This window comes from Deinococcus cellulosilyticus NBRC 106333 = KACC 11606 (genome assembly GCF_007990775.1).
In the GTDB taxonomy this organism is placed as follows: Bacteria; Deinococcota; Deinococci; order Deinococcales; family Deinococcaceae; genus Deinococcus_C; species Deinococcus_C cellulosilyticus.
In genome coordinates this window covers 79539-101700 of sequence record NZ_BJXB01000021.1, presented here as the reverse complement: position 1 = coordinate 101700, position 22162 = coordinate 79539, and the positions used below count along the sequence as shown (strand labels likewise).

General features: G+C 56.6%; 23 protein-coding genes. 11 read left to right on the top strand and 12 right to left on the bottom strand.

The features are described from left to right. Positions 1-8 precede the first annotated feature (8 nt). A complete protein-coding gene (locus DC3_RS20415; protein ID WP_146887651.1) occupies positions 9-1607 on the bottom strand; it encodes a patatin-like phospholipase family protein in 1599 nt (532 codons plus the stop codon). A gap of 98 nt (positions 1608-1705) precedes the next feature. Here DC3_RS20415 and DC3_RS20410 point away from each other — a divergent pair, with 98 nt between their 5' ends. Both DC3_RS20410 and DC3_RS20405 read left to right on the top strand, forming a co-directional pair. Next, on the top strand, positions 1706-2611 hold the full coding sequence (locus DC3_RS20410) for a class I SAM-dependent methyltransferase (protein ID WP_146887649.1): 906 nt from the start codon (positions 1706-1708) through the stop codon (positions 2609-2611). Between the two features lie 43 nt (positions 2612-2654). Beyond that, the gene (locus DC3_RS20405) at positions 2655-2888 is read left to right on the top strand and encodes a hypothetical protein (RefSeq protein ID WP_146887647.1); all 234 of its coding nucleotides are present in this window, start codon (positions 2655-2657) and stop codon (positions 2886-2888) included. A 163-nt stretch (positions 2889-3051) separates the two neighbouring features. On the opposite strand, the gene DC3_RS20400 is transcribed toward DC3_RS20405, so the two are convergent. Next, positions 3052-4671: a C1 family peptidase gene (locus DC3_RS20400; RefSeq protein WP_146887645.1), complete on the bottom strand. Its 1620-nt coding sequence runs from the start codon at positions 4669-4671 to the stop codon at positions 3052-3054. Positions 4672-4911: 240 nt separating this feature from the next. Here DC3_RS20400 and DC3_RS20395 point away from each other — a divergent pair, with 240 nt between their 5' ends. From DC3_RS20395 to DC3_RS20375, 5 genes are all read left to right on the top strand, one after another. Continuing rightward, positions 4912-6483, top strand: a complete 1572-nt coding sequence (locus DC3_RS20395) for a phytoene desaturase family protein (protein ID WP_146887643.1) — start codon at positions 4912-4914, stop codon at positions 6481-6483. Between the two features lie 29 nt (positions 6484-6512). Next, complete coding sequence (locus DC3_RS20390; RefSeq protein ID WP_146887641.1) at positions 6513-7991, top strand: carotenoid biosynthesis protein; 1479 nt, start codon at positions 6513-6515, stop codon at positions 7989-7991. Further along, positions 7928-8581, top strand: a complete 654-nt coding sequence (locus tag DC3_RS20385; protein WP_186816157.1) for a lysophospholipid acyltransferase family protein — start codon at positions 7928-7930, stop codon at positions 8579-8581. Before DC3_RS20390 ends, DC3_RS20385 begins: the two co-directional genes overlap by 64 nt. Then, positions 8578-9642: a glycosyltransferase family 2 protein gene (locus tag DC3_RS20380; RefSeq protein ID WP_146887637.1), complete on the top strand. Its 1065-nt coding sequence runs from the start codon at positions 8578-8580 to the stop codon at positions 9640-9642. Before DC3_RS20385 ends, DC3_RS20380 begins: the two co-directional genes overlap by 4 nt. Positions 9643-9792: 150 nt before the next feature. Continuing rightward, positions 9793-11142 (top strand): phytoene desaturase family protein, encoded by a 1350-nt coding sequence (locus tag DC3_RS20375; RefSeq protein WP_146887635.1) that lies wholly within the window; start codon positions 9793-9795, stop codon positions 11140-11142. Here DC3_RS20375 and DC3_RS20370 read toward each other — a convergent pair whose 3' ends face one another. Both DC3_RS20370 and DC3_RS20365 read right to left on the bottom strand, forming a co-directional pair. After that, a complete protein-coding gene (locus DC3_RS20370) occupies positions 11143-11433 on the bottom strand; it encodes a hypothetical protein (RefSeq protein WP_146887633.1) in 291 nt (96 codons plus the stop codon). 22 nt (positions 11434-11455) lie between these two features. Continuing rightward, positions 11456-12646, bottom strand: a complete 1191-nt coding sequence (locus DC3_RS20365) for a molybdopterin molybdotransferase MoeA (RefSeq protein ID WP_146887631.1) — start codon at positions 12644-12646, stop codon at positions 11456-11458. A gap of 354 nt (positions 12647-13000) precedes the next feature. On the opposite strand from DC3_RS20365, the gene tkt reads away from it, so the two are divergent. Beyond that, a complete protein-coding gene (tkt, locus tag DC3_RS20360) occupies positions 13001-14971 on the top strand; it encodes a transketolase (RefSeq protein ID WP_146887629.1) in 1971 nt (656 codons plus the stop codon). A 242-nt stretch (positions 14972-15213) separates the two neighbouring features. After that, positions 15214-15546 (top strand): hypothetical protein, encoded by a 333-nt coding sequence (locus tag DC3_RS20355; protein ID WP_146887627.1) that lies wholly within the window; start codon positions 15214-15216, stop codon positions 15544-15546. A 3-nt stretch (positions 15547-15549) separates the two neighbouring features. Here the strand turns inward: DC3_RS20355 and DC3_RS20350 are convergent, their stop codons facing one another. From DC3_RS20350 to DC3_RS20330, 5 genes are all read right to left on the bottom strand, one after another. Then, positions 15550-15885 carry a YrdB family protein gene (locus DC3_RS20350; RefSeq protein ID WP_146887625.1) on the bottom strand — a complete coding sequence of 112 codons (336 nt, stop codon included), beginning with the start codon at positions 15883-15885 and terminating at the stop codon, positions 15550-15552. Positions 15886-15891: 6 nt separating this feature from the next. Beyond that, positions 15892-16458 carry a TetR/AcrR family transcriptional regulator gene (locus tag DC3_RS20345; RefSeq protein WP_146887623.1) on the bottom strand — a complete coding sequence of 189 codons (567 nt, stop codon included), beginning with the start codon at positions 16456-16458 and terminating at the stop codon, positions 15892-15894. After that, the gene (locus DC3_RS20340) at positions 16458-17261 is read right to left on the bottom strand and encodes an alpha/beta fold hydrolase (RefSeq protein ID WP_186816156.1); all 804 of its coding nucleotides are present in this window, start codon (positions 17259-17261) and stop codon (positions 16458-16460) included. The genes DC3_RS20345 and DC3_RS20340 overlap by 1 nt, the downstream gene beginning before the upstream one ends. A 174-nt stretch (positions 17262-17435) precedes the next feature. After that, positions 17436-17864, bottom strand: coding sequence for a DoxX family protein (locus DC3_RS20335; RefSeq protein ID WP_146887619.1), 429 nt, complete (start codon positions 17862-17864; stop codon positions 17436-17438). A gap of 72 nt (positions 17865-17936) precedes the next feature. Further along, positions 17937-18383, bottom strand: a complete 447-nt coding sequence (locus DC3_RS20330; RefSeq protein ID WP_146887617.1) for a MarR family winged helix-turn-helix transcriptional regulator — start codon at positions 18381-18383, stop codon at positions 17937-17939. Between the two features lie 187 nt (positions 18384-18570). Here DC3_RS20330 and DC3_RS20325 point away from each other — a divergent pair, with 187 nt between their 5' ends. Continuing rightward, positions 18571-18897 carry a hypothetical protein gene (locus DC3_RS20325; protein WP_146887615.1) on the top strand — a complete coding sequence of 109 codons (327 nt, stop codon included), beginning with the start codon at positions 18571-18573 and terminating at the stop codon, positions 18895-18897. A gap of 166 nt (positions 18898-19063) precedes the next feature. Then, positions 19064-19888, top strand: a complete 825-nt coding sequence (locus DC3_RS20320) for a DUF4097 family beta strand repeat-containing protein (protein WP_146887613.1) — start codon at positions 19064-19066, stop codon at positions 19886-19888. Here DC3_RS20320 and DC3_RS20315 read toward each other — a convergent pair. From DC3_RS20315 to DC3_RS20305, 3 genes are read right to left on the bottom strand one after another with little or no spacing between them, the layout of a single operon-like run. After that, a complete protein-coding gene (locus DC3_RS20315; RefSeq protein WP_186816155.1) occupies positions 19839-20285 on the bottom strand; it encodes an NUDIX domain-containing protein in 447 nt (148 codons plus the stop codon). The two genes, DC3_RS20320 and DC3_RS20315, sit on opposite strands and share 50 nt — an antisense overlap. A 48-nt stretch (positions 20286-20333) precedes the next feature. Next, complete coding sequence (locus DC3_RS20310; RefSeq protein WP_146887609.1) at positions 20334-21209, bottom strand: GNAT family N-acetyltransferase; 876 nt, start codon at positions 21207-21209, stop codon at positions 20334-20336. Further along, positions 21209-22159 (bottom strand): DUF1152 domain-containing protein, encoded by a 951-nt coding sequence (locus tag DC3_RS20305; protein WP_146887607.1) that lies wholly within the window; start codon positions 22157-22159, stop codon positions 21209-21211. The genes DC3_RS20310 and DC3_RS20305 overlap by 1 nt, the downstream gene beginning before the upstream one ends. Positions 22160-22162 lie beyond the last annotated feature (3 nt).

Below are 22162 nucleotides of genomic sequence, written 5' to 3'. Positions count from 1 at the left end.
TCGCAATTTCACCTGATCTGCACGGTCTTGTTCTTGCGAATCACACCCAGTGCGTACTGCCTGAGCAACCAGTAGGCCAGTCCGGTGAGCAGGAGCAGCCAGAGCAAGCTCCAGAGGCCTGATCCTCCGAGTGTTCTGAGGGCAGCGAGGATCAGGCTGACTGCGCCGCACAGGGCAAGCATGATCACGATGCTGACCCACATCCAGGCTCCGCCTTTTTGCAGGCCACCGAACAGGTTGCTGACATCGGCCTCGGTGGGGGCAGGAAGCTGGCTGGTGCCCTGCTGTTTGAGGTTCTCAAAGGCCTGGGAGCCCGTGGTGGCGGCGTCGGACAGGTAGATCATCATCTGGCCGGGGTTTTTGAACATTTCCGGGATGTTTTCGCTGGCAAAGAAGGCTGTGGCGGTGGTCCAGTACTGCTGGGCAATTTCTTTGCCTTCTCCGATGAGTCTGGGAAGCTGGGAAACGCCTGTGAGGGGAATGTCGAGCTGGCTCATGGCGTTGATGATGGTGAACCGTTTGTGGTCGAGGTCGGCCTCCTCACGCATCAGGTCGAGGATGGCGTCACCGGAGTAATCGAAGCTGCGCATCAGGATGGAGATGGCGTTGTCGGTGGCGCGGGGGTCAGGCAGGCGGTAGCCCAGGTTGGTCAGGGAGATCCCGAGCACATCCTGGCAGTTCCCGAGGGCCTGGTGGATCGCGACACTGACTGCGAAGTTGCTGGTGACCCCACCATCCACAAAAGGATCAAGGGCGGTCTGGCCTTTTTCGAGGGTTTTCTGAATCCACTGGGGTTCAAACACCCCGGGGATGCTCATGCTGGCCCGGATGGCCACCGAGAGGGGCAACTGCTCCCCGTACAGGCTGCGGTCAAATTCCCAGTACACCCGGTGCTCGAAGCGGCGCAGGTGCAGGTGCTCGGGTTCGTCTGGCTGGGCAGAGACCTTCATGGCCTGCAGGTTCACGGCGGTCTGGATGCTGCTGCTGGGATTGATGTAGTCGGTGGGAAAGCACAGGCGGTTTTCCCTTTTCAATTCCTCTTCGCGGGTGCCCACTTTTGTGAACACCACATTCTGTCCGGTGTAGGCGTTGGTGCTGACCACATAGAGGTCTTTTGGGATCTCTCCAAAGTTCAGCTGCTGGGCGTAATACGCTGCATTGCGCTCAGCTTTGAGGTTCAGCTCGTAGCGCTCCACCAGCAGGGATTTTGCAGGAGCAAAGTCTGAGTCAGATTGCAGGGTCTGCTGGAGTTTCTGGGCGGTTTCGCGGTGCAGGAAAGCTTCAAACAGGGACAGCAGGTTCCAGCCCCGCACTGCTCCTTTGACATAATTCAGATCGTATTTGAGGAAAGCGGCTGCGAAACTTCCTGGATCTGCATCGAAGAGGGTATCTCCGAAAGGGGGCTGGGAGAGGATGGTGCTGAGCAGACTGACCTGCTTTGGAGTGTAGCCTGCCGCAAGCAGTCCTCCATAAATCGAGCCAGCGGAAGTTCCCACAATGACCTGAAAGGAGGACAGACCTGCGGGGTCCTTGCTGTACAGTTCTTCCATCACGCCTGCGTGTGTGGCGAAGTGGATTCCGCCTCCGCTGAAAACCAGACCGTTCATGAGTGCCTCCAAAAGGGTTGTTTAATTTCTCTCTCATATTCTAGGACAAAAGCAGCAGAGGAGAAATCAGGGATTTCATCCTCTGGTATAACTCAGAGGTGGATTTCAGCGCTGTGCCCCTTTTTCAGGCCATCCCCCAGTTGACAGACCAGCTTTCCCGGAGCTCCAGCGTGACTTTCCGTGTGCTGGACCCAGACCCTTATCTGGGACACTACGCTGGAGAGGAATTGGAGATCGGAGGGCAGACTTTTCTCTTCCATCCCCTCAGGGTCTGGATGGACCTCGCAGACCGGCTGGACTGTCACATGCGTGTGCCAGAGCGGGACGGACCTTTCCTGAAGATCACCTTCCAGAAGAAAGAGACACGCCAGAGGGACCGCACCCTTTCCAGCAACACCGAAAAATATGGCGCTCAGAGCGAGTTTCAGCGCATCCACAAACTGGAGGAACCGTATTTTCTGCTGGATGCAATTCAGGCCCTGCGAAGCCTGGATCTTCCTGCAGAGGCCCGCATTCTGGACCTCGGGGTGAACAGTGGGGAAGAGCTCAGGTTGCTGGATCTTGCTTATCCCGGAAACCATTTTGAAGTGCTGGGCCTCGACCACAGCGAGAGTGCCCTGAACATCGCCAGAGGGCGTTTCCCACAGCACCGGTTTCAGGTTGCAGACATCAACGCACTTCCAGAGGACCTTGGAACGTTTGACCTGATCCTCAGCATCGGAACCCTGCAAAGCGCGAACATTGAGGTGGAACCGGTGTTCCGGCGTTTGCTCAAACACATCAAACTCGGAGGCCACTGGCTGCTCGCCTTCCCGAACAGCCGTTACTCCGGGGGAGAAATCAGCTATGGGGCAAGGATGGTGAATTACCGTGAGCCAGAACTGTCTCTGCTCTTCAAAGATGTGGCTTTTTTCCGGCGGTATTTCCAGAAACACCGCTACAGCGTGAATGTCACGGGCAAATACTATATTCTGGTCACTGCCCGTTCCCTGTCCAGGGTGTAAGATAAAGTGCATTCCCGACAACCCACCCAGAAGGAGCATCCAAATGGAAGATTTCATGTTGCCCACTGCAAAAGGCCGCCTGTTCTGCGCCACCTATACCCCTGAAATGGACGTTCGTTTTTACATCACACAGGAAAGCAAAGTGCTCCTCGAAACCGATGAGGAAAGCACCTTCGAGACCATTGAAGACGCGCTTGAGGCCCTGAGGGATCTGGTGTCTCCACAGGCCTACCGCATGGTGATGCTGGACATCCGCAAGCGCCGCATGCTGGCGTAAGGGTTCACTGTAAACTGTGAACGGTTCACAGTAAAAAGAAAAACCCAGCAAAACGTCAAAAATTTAAAAGGACAGGATTTTTTCCTGTCCTGGTTGTTTGGGATAGAAATTCATCAGCACCCATCTCGCCGTGAACTGTCTACTTTGAACTGTAAACTGAAATTCAATCCACCTGCACCCGGATGGCCGAGTAGCCATAATGTTTCATGTAATCGAAGGGGATGTAAATGTAGCCGCCATCTTTCCAGCAGGCTCCCCAGGAGTTCTTGACAATGAAGTAGCCTCCACCGTCACCGGGGGTGGCGTTGGGCAGTTTGCTCTGCAGTTTCTCGTTGGTGATGAAACCGGTGATGTTCACGGCGTGCCCACCACGGCTGCCCTTCCCACTGTCGAGGTCGTAGGCCCTGGACTGTGCGAAACCGTTGCTGTTGGCGTTGTCCCAGCTTGGCATGACTTCCAGGCTGGCCACCACCGTGTTCCCGAACGCCAGGGTCAGGACCATGTAGGCAATGGAGAGGTCCTTTTTCTCATGGTTCCACAGTTCCAGCTGACCTTTGGGCACGATGCTGGGGGTGGCAGGATTGACGATTTTGGGCAGGTACATGCAGTAATTCTGTCCCAGCAGGGGAAGGCACCAGAATTTGCTCTGTGCAGCCGTGTTGGAGCAGTAGCTGTCTGCGTATCCGGTGCAGGAGTTGCTGTACCCGATCAATTCATCGGCGGCATTTTTGATGTTGGTGCGGCTCAGGGAGGGGTTGTAGCCCCACTCTTTTTCGTAGGCGAATTTGTACTGCTCTGCTGCGGAGGTGTTGTAGATGTAGGTGGTGTCTGCCCCATCCCCATAGGTTCTGGGTTGCCAGTGCCCGGCGATGCGGTTGTAGAAGGATTGCTCTGAGAGGTTGGCCCATTCACTGTTTTTCTTCGCATGCTGCAGCTCGGTGGCTGAGGTGATGGCAAAGGCCACGCAACTGCCCCGCCGCCCCTGGTTTTTCACGGAGGTGGCGTAATACTTGAGGGGCCACTCAAAGTTCTTGTAGATGCCAGTGTCCTTGAAAGCCGAGCAACTGGCGTCCGAGTTGGTGCGGTCGCTGCCATCCAGGTAGCCTTCTTCATCTTCGGGTTTTTCCACCCACCCAATGGGTTTGGTGGGATCAGGAATCTTGAACACCAGATCGGCATAGATGTCTCCAATTTTGAGGTTCAGGCTGGAGATGGTCTGGGCATTTGCGTTTTTCAGGCTTTCCGGGGTGGGCAGCTCAAGGCGTTTGCGGTAGGCTTCGGGGACATTGGGGTAGAACATCTCGTACATGCCCAGCTGGTTGCTTTGCCTGGGGAAGTTTTCGAGGCTGCGGGCCACTTCGGCGTACTTGAATTTTTTGCCCAGAGTGATGACCTTCAGGTCATTTTTGCTGTTGTCCGGGGTGCTGAGTTCAAAGTTGCCATCTGGCAGCTTCTGAACTTCGGTGTCCGTGGGTTTGGGGGAAAGGCCAATCAGGATTTTCAGGTCGGCCAGTTCCGGGTGGGCAGCCATGAAATCCTCGACTGCTTTCTGATTTGCCGCGTCCTGTTTTGCTGCGGCTTCTTTTTCTTTCTGTTCCTGTTCGGGCGTGAACACTTTCGCGCCGGGATCATTGATGTGGGAGCGAAATTCACTTTCCGTCACGGTCTCTGCGCCTCTGGGGAGGTCTCCCGAGAAACCACCAGGCAGGGGGGCCGGTCCACCAGGGGTTTGCGAACAGGCAGTGAGGATCAGCAGTGCAGTCAGGCCAGTCAGTCTTTTCATGGGGGTCTCCTGCAAAACAAAAATCTAGACTCACTGGACAAGAGCATTCCAGTGTGCAGCAAGGGTGTTCCAATGAATCTGAGGCCATGATAAGCGTTACAGTTTCTGAACCTTCTGTGGCGGTCACAAGAGGGGGTTCATTAAACCTTCAATTCCGGCTCAGGTTTTAGAAAGGTGTATTGTAAGCTGCTCTACCATCAAAACCACCGTCTGATAGGGCAGAAAACTGGACGTGGTAGCATGAACGCACAGGAACTGGGGGATGGAGCCTTGGATTACGACGTGATCATTGTGGGTGCGGGACACAACGCTCTGGTGACGGCTGCCTACGCTGCCCGTGCAGGTTACAAGGTGGCGGTTTTCGAGAAGCGGCACCTGGTGGGTGGGGCCGTGTCCACCGAGGAACTGGTCAGTGGTTACCGCTTCGATTATGGGGGGAGTGCCCACATCCTGATCCGCATGACGCCCATTGTGCAGGAACTGGAACTCGAAAAGTTTGGCCTGCACTACCTGGAGCTTGATCCGCTGTTTCACTGCTCAGATGGCGAAACACCGTGGTTTGTGTGGCGCGATCTGGACCGCACTGCACAGGAACTGGACCGGATCTTCCCTGGCCAGGGTGAAGCCTACCAGCGTTTCGTGCAGGACTGGACCCCTTTTGCAAAAAGCGTGAATGAGGCCTTTCTCAGCGCACCCAATCCTCTGGACCTCGGGAGGCATCTGGTGTGGGGCTCGGGCATGCAGAAAGACTGGCAGAAGAAACTCACCCACATCATGCGGCCTTATGGAGATGTGGCAAGAGAGTACTTCTCAGAGGAACGGGTGCGTGCGCCCCTCACCTGGATGGCGGCGCAATCTGGACCTCCACCCACCGAGGTCATGAGTGCCCCTTTCCTGCTCTGGCACCCGCTCTACCATGTGGGAGGGGTGGCTCGCCCGAGAGGGGGCAGCGGAGGCCTGACGAAGGCCCTCAAGCGCGCCATTGAAGCTTACGGGGGGCACATCTTCCTGAGTGCACCCGTGAAAGACATCCTGACCGAGGGAGATCGGGCGGTCGGGGTGCGTCTGGAAGATGGGGACGTGTACACCGCCAAAGCTGTGGTCAGCGGCACCCATGTGCTGCAGACCGTAGACGCCCTCCCTGAAGACAAAGTTCCAGAGCTTGCCCGAAAAGTGAGGGTGGGAAACGGTTTCGGCATGATCCTGCGTCTGGCCCTCAAAGGAAAAGTGAAGTACCTGAACCATGTGGAACCAGAATCCAGAATCGGTCTTGGGCTCCTGATCAAAAATGAGCAGCAACTCCTGAAGGCCTACGGAGAATATCTTGCTGGAGAACCCACCAGAGACCCACCCATCATTGCCATGAGTTTCAGCAGCATTGACGATTCGCTGGCCCCACCGGACGGTGAGGTGTTGTGGCTCTGGGCGCAGTACTACCCCTTTGAACTGTCCTCAGGAAGCTGGGCAGAGCGCACCAAAGAGGCGCGGGATTACATTCTGAACGCCTTTGAACATTACGCTCCGGGCACCAGAGAGCAGATTGTGGGTGAGCTCGTACAATCGCCAGCCTGGCTTCAGGATAACTTGAGCCTGAGGCGAGGCAACGTGATGCATCTGGAGATGGGCACCGACCAGATGTTCGCCCTGCGGCCTTTTCTGGGCGCGAGTGAGTACCGCTGGCCCACCCTGAAGAACCTGTACATGACAGGTGCAAGCACCCACCCCGGCGGGGGAATCATGGGAGCAAGTGGTCGCAACACCGCCCGGACCCTGCTGAAAGACCTGTCACGGAGCTCCAAGTTGCGCTGGTAGGGAAGATTTTCCCTGCGGAATGGAAAAGCATGACGTACTGGGAATACCACTTCATTTTCACCCTGCCCCTGCTGGCCCTGCTCTTGCTGGTGACCCTCAGGGAAACCCGCAAACAGCCCCTGGCAGGACATTATCGCCCCGAGAACGGCTGGGCACTCCGTTTCTATTTCCTGCTGCCCCTGCTGGCCCTGGTTTACACCACCCCCTGGGACAACTTCCTGATCTACAAGGGGGTGTGGCAGTACCCACCCGAGCGGGTCAGCATGGTGATCGGATACGTGCCCATTGAGGAGTACTTTTTCTTTCTGGTGCAGCCCCTGATCGCAGGACTGTGGGTGTTTTTTCTGCTCAGACGCTGGGGAAGCCCCAAACTGGGGTTCCAGTCTGCACGCATCTGGGGGACCCTCTTCTGGGGAGCGCTCAGCTTTCTGGGGGCAGGTCTGCTGTTCACAGAGGCCGGGTACTACATGGGCCTGATTCTGGCATGGGCCTGCCCGGTGATTGCCTTCCAGTGGGCCTTTGGAGGAGACCTGATTTTAAGCAACAGGAAGGTGTTCTGGGTGGGATTGATGGTGCCCACCGTGTACCTGTGGATCACAGATGCCCTGGCGATCAACACTTTTGGCATCTGGGACATCAGCACAAAATACTCTTTTGCCTTCAAACCTTTTGGGCTGCCCATTGAAGAGGCCACTTTTTTTCTGATCACCAACCTGCTGGTGGTGCAGGGCCTGCTGCTTTTCCTGCATCCAGAAGCCCTGAAACGCTGGTTCAGGCTGGCAAGGTCCGTGCGCCCCTGGACCCTGTTTGTGGCCCTCTATGCGCTGCTGAAGATTCCGGTGCCTCTGTGGCCAGATGGTTTTCCGCTGCTGGCCACCCTTTCCACAGGTGCTCTGGCGGTGGCGGCCCTGCTGTGGGCTTTTGAAAACGTCGGGAAAAAAGCTTTCCTGCTCTTTGCCCTGACTTTTGGAATTGGGCTGGGTGTAGAGGTGCTTGGCAGCCGGACAGGTTTTCCCTTTGGTCACTACACCTATGATCCTCCGGGCCTGACCCTCTTTGGAGTGCCCCTGATTGTGCCTCTGGGATGGTGGGCCATGACCCTCTCTGCGTACTTGCTGGCGAAAGGCAATCCCTGGATCACCGGGCTCCTGCTGGTGGCCTGGGACCTCGGCCTGGAACCCCTGATGGTCCGGGAAGGGTACTGGTCCTGGCAGGAGGGGCAACTCTGGAGTGGCTACTACGGGGTTCCCGTGCAGAACTTCATGGCATGGTATGGGGTGGGGGTGGCCCTGGCCTTTTTGCTGAAAAGACTCGCTCCTGAAATGAAAACCTCTGATTTTGCATGGGCTTACCGCATTGAAGCGCTTTTCCTGCCGACAGGACTGCTGCTGCTGGGCATTTATCCTGCGGGATTCGTCACTCTTGCCCTGATGGGAGGGCTGGCTTGGGTTCACTCCTGGAAATCTTCTTCAAAACCGTCATCCGTCACACCTTACGAAAAGGCCTGAGGGGCGTGTACCTGAGGGGCACCCTGCAAACCGCTTCTGTGCTGCTGGTGCCCAACCACCACTCCTGGTGGGATGGCTACGTGATGGGAGAACTCTGCTGGCATGCCTCCAGAAAGCCAGCTTTGCTCATGCTGGATCGACAGTTGCAGAAGTACCCTTTTTTAAAGTCTGTTGGGGCGATTTCCCACCTGAACCTGCGGGAAGCCCTGCAGGCATTAAAAAGTGGACGCCCACTGATTCTTTTTCCAGAAGGGGCCATGCGTCCTGCAGGCCCTGTGAAAGACCTGCGCCCAGGTGTGAAGTGGTTTGCGCGGCATTCGGGTTGTGAGGTGGTCCCTGTTGCCCTGAGGGTGGTCCTGCGCGGCCACCAGCATCCCGAAGCCTACATTTCTCTGGGTGTGCCCTGTGCTCCAGCGGAAGTGGGGGAGGCCATCAACCGTCTGCTTGCAGAACTGGATGGGGCGCTCCTTGTGTGTGATCCAGAAACGCCCCTTGCGGGTTACCAGCAGATCATGCGCGGGGTGGGCAGCGACTCTGAACGCCTGAACCTGGCCAGTCTGCTGCTGAAAAAACTGTTGAGGTTGGGGTGAAAAGGTTCCTCACCGCTTTTCTGCTGACCAAACTGGCCATTGCCCTGATCAATGCCCTGATCTTTCCCAGGTTGAAACGTGCAGCACCTGTGGCAAAACCCAGGGTCTCTGTGCTGATTCCGGCCCGCAACGAAGCAGAAAACCTCTCAAAAACCCTGCCTCTGCTGCTCTCCCAGCAGGCCACAGAGGTCTTGGTGCTTGATGACCAGTCTGAAGATGAAACCGCTGAAGTGGTGCGCGGGCTGCAAAAAGACCATCCGCAACTGAAATTGATTGCGGGTTCCCCCCTTCCTGCAGGCTGGGTGGGAAAAAACTGGGCCTGCCATCAGCTTTCTCTGGCTGCCCGAGGAGACCTGCTGGTCTTCACCGACGCAGATGTGTTCTGGCACGCAGGTTCCCTGAAGGCGGTGCTGACCCGAATGCAGGAATCCCACGCCGACCTGCTGAGCGTATACCCCAGGCAGGAAACCCACACCCTTTCAGAACGTGCGCTTGTTCCTCTGATTGATGACGTTCTGCTGTGTTTCTTCCCTTATCTTTTCATCAGGCTTCCTTTTGCGGCAGCCAGTGCAGGCAACGGTCAGGTGATGGTGTTCAGGAGAGAGAGCTACCAGCGCATCTCCGGACATGCAGGGGTCAGAAAAAGCGTGCTGGAAGATGTGGATCTGGCCCGGCGCATCAAAAAGCACGGAGGGAAACTCTCTCTCGCCCTCGGGCAGGACCTGATCAGCGTGCGGATGTACCACGGGTACCAGGAGGTGCTCGAAGGTTTCGGCAAGAACCTGCGGGCTTTTCATGGAAACAAGGTGTTCTTCCTGCTGCTTTCGGGATTTCTGCACCTCAGTGCCTACACCCTGCCCCTGCTGGTGCCTGCTTTCAGGCCCCTGTTGTGGATGGGGCTTGCAGAGCGTCTGGTGGTCAACCTCACCTCGGGAAGGAACACAAGAGCAGACCTGCTTGAGGTGTTCACGGTACCCATCAGTCCACTGCTTTCCTTACCCATTTATTGGCGTGCCTTACAGAAAAAATACAATTGGAAAGGGCGACATTACTCACGTTAATGTTTGCTAAATTCATGAAGGGCAAGGGCAGATCAAACTTGGTCAGGGCTCAGGTACGCTGACCTGAGAGACTGTCCAGAAAAGAAAACACCGACGGTTTTCCGACCAAAGGAAAACGCACAGGCAGAGCAGTTTCTGAGGAGCAACAAAATGAAATGCGTGGTGATCGGAGCAGGATTCTCAGGGCTGGCAGCAGCCACCCGGCTCCTCCTCGAAGGACATCAAGTCACAATTCTGGAACAGAAAACCCAGGTCGGAGGCAAGGCCGAAGGCTGGCATGGCATTCCCACCGGACCCACCGTGGTCACCATGCCCGAGGTGATCCGGGAACTCTTCAACCGCCTGCATGCCGTTCCGCCCACCTTCAAAGAGATCAACCCGACCACCACCTACCAGTACGCAGATGGGCGCATCTTCCGGCCTTACCGCAACATGGAGCGCACCTTTCAGGAACTCAACTACAGCGAGGCGGACACCTACCAGGACCTGCTCTTCCTGGCCCGCGACATGTACAACGGGGCAAAGGACACCTTCCTGTTCGGGCCTCCACCGGGCATGCCTGCCCTGATGCAGTACGGCCTGAAGCATGGTCTGAAAGCCCGACCCAACATGACCCTGGAACAGCTTCTGGAGCCCGCAGGGAAATACCTCAAGACGTTCTTCCTGCGGTTCGCCACATACATGGGAGCAAACCCTTACCGGGCCCCTGCGGTGCTGCACAACATTGCCTGGGTGGAACTCGGTCTTGGGGTGTGGCATGTGCAGGGTGGTTTTGCTGCAGTGGCCCAGAGCCTTGAGAAAACCCTCAAACTCAGGGGGGTGGAATTCGTGTACGGCACGAAAGTGCAGGGCATGGAAGTGCAGGGGGGCCGTGTCACCCGCATTCAGACCGACAAAGGAGACTTTCAGGCCGACTGGGTGGTCAGCAGCATGGACCGCAACTTCACCCTCAGGGCACTGGGCAAGGAGCTTCCGCAGGAAGAACTGACCATCAGTGGTTTCACCCTGCAGGCCCACCTGTTCGAGGACCGTCCGCTGGGCCATCAGGTGATCTTCCCGCAGAATTACCGCCAGGAATGGGCAGACATCGAGGCCGACCGCATGCCCAGAGATCCCACCATCTACGTGCACACCGAAGGCAAAAAAGCCTTCATCATGGTGAACAGTCCCCCTTTGGAGACCCCCAACAAGGAAGGGTACGCCGAGCAGATCCTCAAACTGCTGGAACAGCGTTACCCCCTGAGCATCCGGGAGTACAACGTGATGGCCCCCCAGGACTATGCAAAAGCGGCCTACTCGGGAGCACTGTATGGCCGCGCTCCCCATGGCCTGAAGGGGGCACTCAGGTACGGCTGGAGCATCGAAGGGGTGAAAAACCTCCGTCAGGTGGGCGGAACCGTGCACCCTGGAGGGGGTGTTCCCCTGAGCATCCTGTCGGGGTATTCAGGTGCCCTGCCAGAGTACCGGTCACTGGTGAAAAAGAGCCGAGACGAGGGGTGATCATCCCCCTGCAGTTCTGATCGGTTTCAGGGATTTGAAAAGCCCTTCCTTCTCAGCAAGATCAAGGGCTTTCAGGATCTCTGGAAGGGCAACTTCTTTCAAGACGATCAGCCCGGAGAAGATCAGGCAGTTGCCCATGGATTCCAGATCCTGGCCCAGCCGAACAGGATCATAAAACTCAATTTCATAGATGTGCTCAAGGTGCCTGACTTCAAAGGTTGCCCATCCCTTATGGCTTAGGTTGAACCAGTCCTGCTCTGTGAAGTCCTCAGGAATCAGCAGAACAGGCATTCCATTCTTCCTGATTTGAAGGTCACAGCCAGATCACCTCTGCAAGGCCTCCTGCCTCCACCGCCTGTCCTGGCTCCACCACCACGAGGGCGTTGGCGTGGGCCAGACCTCTGAGCATGTTGGAGAGAGGAGCATTCAGGTCCTGCACGACCAGTTCGCCGTTTTGAGCATTCAGTTGTGCCCTCCAGTAAGCGGTCTTTCTGGGAACAGCTTTGAAGGCATTCAGGGCACGCGCCCGCACTTTGCGGTGAGGGGCATCGGTGCGACCCAGCAGGGCAAAAATGGCAGGTTTGAACAGCACCTCGAAGACCACCAGGGCAGAGACAGGATTTCCTGGCAGCCCCAGTACAGGAATGCCCTGCCAGAGCCCACACAGGGCAGGTCCTCCCGGGCGCAGGTTGATCTTCCAGAATTTGACTTCCCCTTCGCCAAAGAGCAGGTCCCGCACGATGTCGTAATTCCCCATGCTGACCCCTCCAGAGGTGAGGAGCACATCCAGGTCGGCATTTTGCAGGTTCTTTTTGACCTCATCGATGTGGTCTGTGGCGTGGGGAAGCAGCACAGGCTCCAGCCCCATTTCTAGAAGCAGGGCGTAAATGCCGTAGCGGTTGGAATCGTAGACCTGCCCGGGCTGCAAGGGCTGACCTGCCTCGATCACCTCATCTCCGGTGGAGAGGATGCCCACCCGGAGTTTCCGGTACACGGGCACTTCGCTGTACCCCATACTGGCGGCAAGGGCGAGTCGGGCAGGGGAGAGAACATCTCCTTTTTGCAGGCCTTCCTGACCCACCTGAAAATCAGACCCTCTGTGCCGGATGTCCTGGCTGCGGGCAGGGTGCAGCAGGGTCACCTGATCTCCTTCGATCTGCAGGTCTTCCACTTTGCAGATGGCATTTGCCCCTGCGGGAACAGGAGCTCCTGTGTAGATGCGTACGCATTCCCCTGCTCCAACCCCACCAGAGAAACCCTCTCCTGCTCTGGATTCTCCGATAAGTTTCAGGGTGACCGGGGTGCTCTGGCTGTCCTCAAGCCTGCAGGCGATGCCGTCCATTGCGCTGTCGTCCACGCTGGGATGGTCCACTTTTGCAGAGAGGGAAGCACTGAGCACCCGTCCTGCAGCCTGTGTGAGGGGAAGGGTTTCAGAGGCTGGCCTGGGCAGGGTCTCTTTCAGGATGTCAATGGCTTCTGCAAGATCAATCTGCTGACGGTGCATGACCTGAGCATAAGGGGTGCAGGGAGCAGACAAAAGGGTCAACCCTCCTGCATAAGGCTGATGGTGTCTCCACTCCGGGAACATGTGGGGTGTTCTGGACAGCCATTCAAACTTGTTCTGGGTTCAAGCCATACAGATCTCCAGGTGATTTGAGGGATGAATCTCTCTGAAAAACCTCCTCAAATGTGAGCGCTCACTCCTGTTTGTGGCACTGCATTTGACCCCCTTAGTGTACAGAAAACACCAAATTAAAAGTGGCTTTTTGTGTCCTGTCTACGCAATTTGTGAATTTGCCCCCGGTTGTTTGTGTGTTAATGACACAATTTGAACGCGGATGGTTTTAGAATAGAAACCATGAGCCTCGAAACTTTATCCATCAACACCATCCGCACACTGGCGATGGACGCTGTTCAAAAAGCAAACTCCGGTCACCCCGGTGCCCCCATGGGCATGGCCCCCATGGCCTACACCCTGTGGCAGAACTTCCTGCGCCACAACCCCAAGAACCCCAAATGGCTGGGCCGCGACCGTTTCATTCTCAGTGCAGGTCACGCCAGCATGCTGATTTACAGCCTGCTGCACCTGACCGGATATGACCTCTCTCTCGACGACATCAAAAACTTCCGTCAATTGCACAGCAAAACCCCCGGCCACCCCGAGTATGGTTACACCGCAGGGGTGGAAATGTCCACCGGACCTCTGGGCCAGGGTTTCGCCACTGGCGTGGGTTTCGCCCTCGCAGAAGCCCACCTTGCTGCCCGCTACAACAGAGAAGGCTTTGAGCTGTTCAACAACTACACCTACGCCATCGTCTCCGACGGGGACCTGATGGAAGGCATCTCCCACGAAGCTGCAGGTCTCGCCGGAAACCTGGGCCTCGGCAAGATGATCTACCTGTACGACGACAACGGCATCTCCATCGAGGGCCACACCGACATTGCCTTCACCGATGACAGCATGAAGCGCTTCGAAGCCTACGGCTGGCACGTGCAGAAAGTTGCAGACGGCACCGACACTGCTGCAATTGCAGAAGCCATCAAGGCTGCCCAGGCCGTCACCGACAAGCCCTCCATCATCGCTGTGCGCACGGTGATCGGACACGGTAGCCCCAACAAAGCCGACAGCCACGACGCCCACGGTGCACCCCTGGGTGCAGAAGAAATCAAACTGACCAAGAGCAACCTGGGCTGGGAGTTCACCGAAGACTTCTACATCCCCGAAGAAGTCAAAGCCCACATGAACGCCACCGAGCAGGGTGCAAAACTCGAGAGCGAGTGGAATGACCTGTTTGCCCGTTACGCTGAGCAGTACCCCCAGGAAGCCGCAGAACTGAAACTCGTGCTGGAAGGCAACCTGCCTGCCGATGTGGAAAGCCTCCTGCCCACCTTCGACAAGCCCCTCGCCACCCGTGCAGCTTCTGGACAGGCCCTCAACGCCCTGGCCAAAGTGTTCCCTGGCCTGATCGGCGGAAGTGCCGACCTGGCCCCCTCCAACAACACCGAACTGAAAGGTGTGAACTGGATCAAGAAGGGCGACTACAGTGGCCGCAACATCCACTTCGGGGTGCGCGAACACGGCATGGCCGCAGCCCTCAACGGCATCACTCTGTACGGCATCCGCGCGTACGGCGGCACCTTCCTGATCTTCAGCGACTACCTGAAACCCAGCCTGCGTCTGGCCGCCCTGATGGGCATTGGCAGTATCTTCGTGCTGACCCACGACTCCATCGGCCTCGGAGAAGACGGCCCCACCCACCAGCCTGTCGAGCAGCTTGCTGCCCTGCGCGCCACCCCCAACGTGCTGGTGTTCCGTCCTGCAGACGCCAACGAAACCGCCGCAACCTGGATCGTGGCCCTGGAAAACAGAACCCGTCCCAGCGCACTGGCCCTCAGTCGCCAGAACCTCCCCATCCTGCCCCGCAACATCGAAGGGGTCCGCAAAGGGGCCTACCCCGTGCGCGACGTGGAGAATCCCGATGTCATCCTGATTGCCAGCGGCTCTGAAGTGGCCGTGGCCCTCAAGAGCGCCGAGGCCCTGGAATCCGAAGGCGTGAAAGCCAAAGTGGTCTCCATGCCCAGCATGGAACTCTTCCGCGAGCAGGACGCCAGCTACAAAAACAGCGTGCTGAACCCCGGCGTGAAGCGCGTCGCCATCGAAGCCGCCAGCCCCCTCGGATGGCACGAGTTTGTGGGTCTGGACGGAGCCATCATCGCCATGCAGGGCTTCGGGGCCAGCGGTCCTGCCGACCAGCTGTTCAAAGAGTACGGCTTCACCACCGAAAATGTGGTGAACACCGTCAAGGGCATCCTGCCTGTGAAGGCGTAACCCCGCCCCTCCTTGCTGCGCTATCCTCCCCTGACCTGGGGAGGATTTTTGTTTTCCGAAGTTCACAGCATACAGTTCACAGTTGACAGCGAGAAGGTGCAGGACAGGCCTGTCCTGACTTGCCTGAAAGGGCCTGAAGGCAAAAGCTTTTCCGGTTTGCCTTGAACTGTCTACTGTAAACTGTTTGCTTCTCTGGTGTTCCAGTTTCCGCATCCGTCTGGGAAACGTTTTAGAATGCCTGCATGTACCGTCTGTTTTACGGAGACCTCGAAATCGGCACCATCACCCGCACAGGCGGAGATTTTCCCTGGAACTGGGGCAAGTTTGAGCAGGTCTTTGACCCGGAGGCGTCCGACCTGACCCGGCAGATTGAGGCCTACAGGCGCATGACGGCCCAGAAATACCCGCTGATTGAGGCAGAGGAATTTGAGCGACTTCATGAAATTGAGGAAAAGCTCTTTCAGGACTTCTCTGACCTGATCGAATCGGACCAGTGGCGTCTGGTGGATGGTGAGGACTCCTGGGGCATCATGGCTCCTGAGTTCCCAGAAGAAAACATTGTGGCCTGGAGGTAGTTTTCACTGCTTCCAGAGGGCTGCAAGAGCCAGATTGACCGCCACCACCACTGCAAACCCGGTTCCCAGTTGCACTTTCCCTGAAAAGATCAGGGCCAGGGCGGCAAGTCCAAACAGCACAACCTGCATGAACAGGTGCATGCCATCTGGGAGAGGATAAAGGGCTTTTGGGGCCATGAACATGCCCCAGAACACTGCGACCAGCAAAGGCAACCCGATGCCCAGCAGCCATTTCAGCAGGGGAGTGCTGCCCATCTGAAATCCCCAGAGGCCCATCGCCCACAGCATCACCAGTTCGATCAGGAAGCTTAAAGCGAGGTTCAGCACTTTGAAGTCCATGTGTGATCAGCCTCCTGTGCGTCTCAGGCCAGCATCGAAGGTGTCGAGCATCACCTGAAACGTTTCATCGATTTTTAGGGGCATGCCGAATCCTCCTCCGAGTTCCAGGTCAATGAAGCCTTTGAGGAGGGCACGGAGGATGCGCACGGCATGCAAGGCCTGTTCTTCTTCAAGGTGGTAGCCCTGCAGCACCGACAGGATCACCTGCAGGTAGACGCCTGCCAGTTCCTGGGCTTCTGGCCCGAATTTCTGCACACTGACCTGGGTGGCTGTGTACAGGCCTGGACGGGTTCTGGCGGCATTTCTGTGAACGTGGGCCACTGCGCACAGGGCGTCTTTGCAGGATTTTCCTGCCGCAGCGTCGCGGGTCAGGTCGATCATCATGCGCATGCCCCGCACGGTCAGGCCATCAATCAGTTGATCCAGGCTTTCGATGTGGTTGTACAGAGAGGGGGGTTTGATGTTCAGGGCTGCTGCGAGGCGGGCAATGGTCAAAGCCTGCAGGCCTTCCTGATTGGCAATCTGCTCTGCAGCGTCCAGCACCTGTTCCCGATCCAGTCCTTTGCGGGGCATCACTTCACCTGCTTCAGGAAGTCCAGAATTCTGGGAGACACCTCTTCCGGGCGTTCGGTGTGGGGGTAGTGTCCTGCACCGTCAACCAGCATCAGGTCTGCGTGAAGTTTCTCTGCGATGGTCTTTGCTTCCTGGGTTGCGTCTTTGAAGTCAGGGTCTTTTGTGCCCATCACCACCAGGGCAGGGGTTTTCAGGGTGCCCAGCAGGGCTTCTGCATCTGTCTTTGAGGGCTGCATGTAGGCTTTCAGGGCGTCCATCTGGCCTTTCTGTGCAATGTTTCTGCGCAGGTTTGCCATGTAGGCCTGATGGTCTGCGGGTTTTCTGGACGTAAAAAGGCTGTTCCAGTACATCATCCAGAAGGAGGTGTTCCAGGGTCCGGCGAAGGCCACTTTGATGATCAGGTCCATGTACCAGGGCATGGGCAGGTTGCGCACCACCGGGCACAGCAGAACGATGCTCTGGATGCGTTCAGGTTGCTGGGATGCCGCGTAAATGGCAGAGCGTGCAGCAAAGGAATTGCCCAGAATGCTGGCCTGCTCGATCTTCAGGTGGTCGAGCAGTGCAAAAACATCACGGGTGACGGCTTCTGCAGTGTATTCGGACCATCCTGTGCTGCTTTCACCGTGTCCTCGAATGTCCAGGGTGATGACCCGGTGTCCAGCACGGACCAGATCTGCGGCAAGGTAACGGTACTGTCTGCGCAGGTCTCCCATGCCAGGGATGCAGAGCACCACTTTGCCGTGGCCTCCGGTGTCATCGAAAGCCAGGGTGCCTTCGTCTGTTTTCAGGAATTGGGTGTTCATGGGTGCCTCCAGGGGGGCAGTGAGTGTATTAACTAACATAATTAGTTTATAAACTATGAGTATTAGTTTTGTCAAGCTGTGACCATTTCTCCTGTACGGTAAGGTTCCTTGCCACAGACCTGCAAAGCAAAATCCCCCTGCCTGAGGCAGAGGGACTGAAGGGGCCAGGTGGTTTTAAGCCCGAACCACCTGTTGCTCGCGTTTCCGCAGGCCATCGAGTGCAAAAGCACCTGCACCACCCAGAGCAAGGGCAACGGTGGAAGCCATCAGAGAGAGGGGCAGTTCAATGCCGTTGGGGGCAAAGAACCCACCTTTGAGGTGCACCAGCACCATGGCACCCAGCATGTTGAGGGCCAGCAGACCAGCGGTGATGCGGGTCAGGAATCCGGTCACCAGGGCCAGTCCCCCCACCAGTTCAAGGGTGGCCACCACAGGTGCGATCACACCTGCCAGAGGCACACCCATCTGCCCAAAAGCACCGGTGGTTCCGGGGATGGTGTACTCGAAGAACTTCTGGTACCCGTGGGCCATGAAGATGATGCCGATCAGGACACGCAGGACGGTGAGGGCCAGTTGAAACCGCTGGAGGTTTTGCTCGTTCATGTGCTGTCTCCTTTGTTGAGAGGAAATTCGTTTTAACGAATATTTGCTGTGGGTTGAATGGGGTGGGAAAAGTCACTGGCCTGGGTGCAACTCCTGCAGCAAGTCATAAAGCTGTTGCAATTTATCCTGCCCCAGATGCTGGAACTGTTGCTGGTGCAGGTCCAGCAGAGGCTGATCGAGTTGTGCCAGAAGGTCGAGCCCTTTTTTGGTGATGCTGGAGAGCACCACCCGGCGGTCCTGCTGGCTGCGGGACCTGTGGATCAGGCCCTGCTTTTCCAGATTGTCCAGCAGACGGGTGACATCCGGGTCCTTGCTGGTGTCCAGCAGTTGCTGGATGATTTCACCACAGGTGGCCCCATCAGGGCCTGCACCCCGCAGGATGCGCAGCACATTGAACTGTGGACCACTGAGGCCCTTTTCTTTGAAGAGCAGGGCGGTTTGCTGGTGCAGGTGTTGCAGGGTGCGGACCAGTGCCAGATAGGTCTGATGCTCAAGAGAGGTTTTTGCTGTTTCAGGCATGGTCGTTTCTCCAGAAGCAGGGACTGCTCCTGGGAATCAGGATATTCGTTAAAACGAATATTGTCAATACAGATGGTTTTTGTGTGATCCTTGACTTACACCACAACAGGCTTCATCCACACTGGAAAGGACATTTCCGCCGGGTCTTGCACAGAGATGCTGCACCCGGACACAGGAGGACGACACCATGACCGCTGTCAATCAACTCACACTGAAATACCTCGATGAACAGAACATCTTCACCCAGGACAACCGCTTCAACATCGACATCCAGGCCACCCAGGAGAAGTTCCAGGAACTTGTGGCCCGCAAGATTGAAGAGAAAAAAGGTCTCTCTGCCAACTCTGTGAAATTCGCCTGCTACTTCAGGGGCGACCAGGGCGGAGAAGACAGATTCAAGCAGGACCAGGGCCAGGACGTGGGCCAGCAGGGAAGCCAGGTCAGCCAGGATGAACTGCGCCAGATCATGGATGAAGTCAAGGAAGAAAAACAGTTCTGGGTGGTTGCCGAGTAAACCCCGGCAAGCTCAACGGACCTTACTTTTTCAGCACCCGGGCCCACAGCCTGAGGTGCTGTTTTGATGTGGAGCATCTAGGCCTTATGGCTTAATCCTTTTTCATCCTGAAGAAGGACTTCTTTCGGACGGAATCTGAATACACTCTTGATCGAGGTTATTCAAGATGCGTCCTTTACTCCTGCTGGTCCCCACCCTGTTCCTGACATCCTACGCCGCCGCCCAGAATTGTGGTTTTGCGGGCAGCCTGCAAAAAGACCTGAACCGTGAACTTCAGAGCAAAAACATCACCGAAGTTCGCATTGATTCCAAATCTGGCGACCTTCGCGTCAATGGGGGCACCACCAGAAGCATTGCCATTCAGGGACTGGCCTGCACCAACAACAAGGCCCTGCTCAACCAGATCAAGTTCACCACCCGCGTGCTTGGAAACGTGCTGTACATCGACGCCCAGGTGCCCAGGGTTTCCCTGTTCCAGCAGGCGGCCCTGCACCTGAACATCGATGTGCCTTCCAGCATGAAGGTCAGCATCCGGGACGACAGTGGAGACATCTTCGTACAGAAGGTGAGCAACCTGAAGATTCAGGATGACTCTGGAGACATGGACCTTTCCGACATCGCAGGCACAGTGCGCATTGAAGAAGACGGTTCTGGTGACATGGCCATCCGCAACGTCAAAAAAGAAGTGAAAATTGACCGTGATGATTCCGGAGACATTCTCATTGAGCAGGTTTCAGGTCCCGTCACCATTGGGCGGGATGGCAGTGGAGACATCATCATCCGCAATGCAGGAAGCACCACCATCACCAGCGATGACTCGGGAGAGATCCAGATTGAGCACATCCAGGGGAATGTCCTGATCCGTGAAGACGATTCGGGGGACATCGGTGCCCATGACATCTCAGGCAACTTCACTGTGGGTCAGGACGGCTCTGGTGACATCAACTTTGATCAGGTGAAAGGACAGGTTCAGCTTCCCCGCAAGCGCTGATCCGCTCAAGCAGACCAGTCGGAACCAGCCTTTCACCCCTGTGGAAGTCCTTCAGGGGCTTCCACAGGGCTGTGATGGAATCGTCCAGCACTGGAAAATGGTTGTCACTGTAAAATTGGGGGTCCAGCAGTCGAATTCTGTACAGGAAAAAGACCTGGTGGGCCAGTTCTCCATTCCACAGGAAAACCTCCTCGATCACACCGAGGTTCTCCAGCACTTCAATTTCGGTGCCCAGTTCCTCCAGAAACTCACGCTTGAGGGCCTGATCAGCGTATTCTCCATGTTCAATGCCCCCACCCAGCGGACGGCAGAATGAAACACCCGTGTCGGGACTGGTGCTCTGGTAGACAAGTATTTTTCCATGGTGTTCTACAATGCCCAGGACAATGTTTCGCATGGGTTTCATTTTGCCTGCTGAAAGGCTTCTCGCCATGCGCCTGACAGCTTAATCCGTAAATCTTCGCCCGTAATTGAGGAAATGCCCTGTGGTTTTGAAACCCAGTGATTCATAAAGCTGTACGGCTGGGGTGTTGCTTTCACGGGTGGAAACCGTGATGCGGGTGGCACTCCTGTCCTGCAAAGCCCTGAGCCCAGACAGCATCACCGCCTTCCCCAGTCCTTTTCGCTGGTGAAGGGGATGCACCCCGACAGGTTCAAAAGTGGCTGTGCCATGAACGCTTTCCATCCAGATCAGGGCATAAGCTGCGAGGCTGCCGTCTGGAGCCACCACCACCTGATCCAGCCCGGCGTCGTACAGGGGGTGGCTCTGGATGTTTTTCAATGCTTGCAGGGTAAAGCGTCTGGAATTCCACACCTCCTGATGGACTTTCACCCTTGCTGGAAGATCCTGAAGCCCCTGCATGTTGGAAAGGCAGTAACCCTCTGGAAGCACAGGAGCAGGCACCTGCGGTAAAGGAACAAACTCCATCAGAGCACTTTTGTGAGGTGAAGGCACATACCCCCGTTTGAGCAGCAGCTCTTCAAAATCAGGCTGGCCGGAACCTGTGCGAAGGGTCAGTTCTTGACGTCCATGCTGTCTGGCATGATCTTCAGCAGCCTCAATCGCTGCTGTCGGGTTTTGCAGGTCAGGATGCACGGTGAGAGAGGCCCACTCTGGAGGATCAGAGAACACCACAGCCTGAATGTCCTGCTGGTTGTTCCTGATCAACTGAATGGATGTTTCTGGTTTGAAAAGAGGGCTCTGGTACATCCACCACACCAGATCTCCAGGGTGGGGAACAGGGCCGTGGGCTGTCTGCTGCAGGTCGGTCAGAAAGCGCAGCAGGGAAACTTCATCGTCCTGAAAGGAACTCGGGCCCATCAGAAAGGCAGGTCTTTCCAGGGCCGAATTTCTGCAAGACGGTTCCTGAAGCGCTCGATGGCCCTCCAGACATCCCCCATGCTTTCGGTGTGAAGCAGGTCATCCAGATAGAGGTTGCGCTCTGCGACACCCATCAGGTCGAAGGTCCAGTACAGGCCCATCAGCGGATTGATCATCAGTTCACTGCCCCGGGTGCGCTCAGTGTAGTGCCTGTCTCCAAAATCTCCCTGAATGCCGCCCAGAACAGAGGAATTCACAATGCTGATCCGGTCAGGCATGGATGCGTGGGTGAAATCGAGGGCTTGCTGATAGAACTGGACTTCGGGTGTGTCTGGTAGCAGGTTGAAGGTCCCCAGGTGGTGGCCCCTGCGGGTGAGGGCAGCCACACTTTCCAGAAAGTGGGCATGGCACACCCCATGGAAGGTGTCCACCCCGAAGCCAATGCAGGCCAGCAGTTTCTGCTCCACATGCTCCACATCCCGCACGACGACCAGGCTGAGGGCGTCCTCTTCAGGGGTGCCCAGACCGTCCTCATCCCCCCGCATCAGAGAGTCTGTGCCCCCGTCTACAAGTACGATGGTGTCCACTTCCAGGGCGTCTGCCAGATGTTGATAGCCTGCATGCAACTGGCGATAACCGCGCTTTTCAAAAGCGTAAATGGTGCTGTCATGCCCCTGCTCATGCAAAAACTGGCTCAGGTGAGCTTCTGGAAAATACCCCACAGTGACAGGTGTGCGGTGGCTGACCACAAAAAGACCTTCTTCAATTTCGCGGGCTCTGGTCGCTCTGAGGGCCGTAAAAGAGAGGTTGGCCAGATGCACCTGTTTTCCCTGTGCTTTGAGGGCGTGGTACAGCGGCAAGGCACAAAAGACATCGAATCCGCCTCCCATTCCTGCCAGGAGAATCTTTTTTGCAAACTGCAATTTCTCAATAAATGGAGGAGTAAACATCAC

What these genes read in the sequence shown, in the direction of transcription:
- DC3_RS20330 (WP_146887617.1), bottom strand. Translation starts at nt 18,383, where the DNA reads ATGCCTGAAACAGCAAAAACCTCTCTTGAGCATCAGACCTATCTGGCA.
- tkt (WP_146887629.1), top strand. Translation starts at nt 13,001, where the DNA reads ATGAGCCTCGAAACTTTATCCATCAACACCATCCGCACACTGGCGATG.
- DC3_RS20345 (WP_146887623.1), bottom strand. Translation starts at nt 16,458, where the DNA reads ATGCCCCGCAAAGGACTGGATCGGGAACAGGTGCTGGACGCTGCAGAG.
- DC3_RS20310 (WP_146887609.1), bottom strand. Translation starts at nt 21,209, where the DNA reads ATGGGCCCGAGTTCCTTTCAGGACGATGAAGTTTCCCTGCTGCGCTTT.
- DC3_RS20340 (WP_186816156.1), bottom strand. Translation starts at nt 17,261, where the DNA reads ATGAACACCCAATTCCTGAAAACAGACGAAGGCACCCTGGCTTTCGAT.
- DC3_RS20350 (WP_146887625.1), bottom strand. Translation starts at nt 15,885, where the DNA reads ATGGACTTCAAAGTGCTGAACCTCGCTTTAAGCTTCCTGATCGAACTG.
- DC3_RS20335 (WP_146887619.1), bottom strand. Translation starts at nt 17,864, where the DNA reads ATGAACGAGCAAAACCTCCAGCGGTTTCAACTGGCCCTCACCGTCCTG.
- DC3_RS20305 (WP_146887607.1), bottom strand. Translation starts at nt 22,159, where the DNA reads ATGTTTACTCCTCCATTTATTGAGAAATTGCAGTTTGCAAAAAAGATT.
- DC3_RS20325 (WP_146887615.1), top strand. Translation starts at nt 18,571, where the DNA reads ATGACCGCTGTCAATCAACTCACACTGAAATACCTCGATGAACAGAAC.
- DC3_RS20405 (WP_146887647.1), top strand. Translation starts at nt 2,655, where the DNA reads ATGGAAGATTTCATGTTGCCCACTGCAAAAGGCCGCCTGTTCTGCGCC.
- DC3_RS20365 (WP_146887631.1), bottom strand. Translation starts at nt 12,646, where the DNA reads ATGCACCGTCAGCAGATTGATCTTGCAGAAGCCATTGACATCCTGAAA.
- DC3_RS20315 (WP_186816155.1), bottom strand. Translation starts at nt 20,285, where the DNA reads ATGCGAAACATTGTCCTGGGCATTGTAGAACACCATGGAAAAATACTT.
- DC3_RS20355 (WP_146887627.1), top strand. Translation starts at nt 15,214, where the DNA reads ATGTACCGTCTGTTTTACGGAGACCTCGAAATCGGCACCATCACCCGC.
- DC3_RS20395 (WP_146887643.1), top strand. Translation starts at nt 4,912, where the DNA reads ATGAACGCACAGGAACTGGGGGATGGAGCCTTGGATTACGACGTGATC.
- DC3_RS20320 (WP_146887613.1), top strand. Translation starts at nt 19,064, where the DNA reads ATGCGTCCTTTACTCCTGCTGGTCCCCACCCTGTTCCTGACATCCTAC.
- DC3_RS20415 (WP_146887651.1), bottom strand. Translation starts at nt 1,607, where the DNA reads ATGAACGGTCTGGTTTTCAGCGGAGGCGGAATCCACTTCGCCACACAC.
- DC3_RS20400 (WP_146887645.1), bottom strand. Translation starts at nt 4,671, where the DNA reads ATGAAAAGACTGACTGGCCTGACTGCACTGCTGATCCTCACTGCCTGT.
- DC3_RS20370 (WP_146887633.1), bottom strand. Translation starts at nt 11,433, where the DNA reads ATGCCTGTTCTGCTGATTCCTGAGGACTTCACAGAGCAGGACTGGTTC.
- DC3_RS20375 (WP_146887635.1), top strand. Translation starts at nt 9,793, where the DNA reads ATGAAATGCGTGGTGATCGGAGCAGGATTCTCAGGGCTGGCAGCAGCC.
- DC3_RS20390 (WP_146887641.1), top strand. Translation starts at nt 6,513, where the DNA reads ATGACGTACTGGGAATACCACTTCATTTTCACCCTGCCCCTGCTGGCC.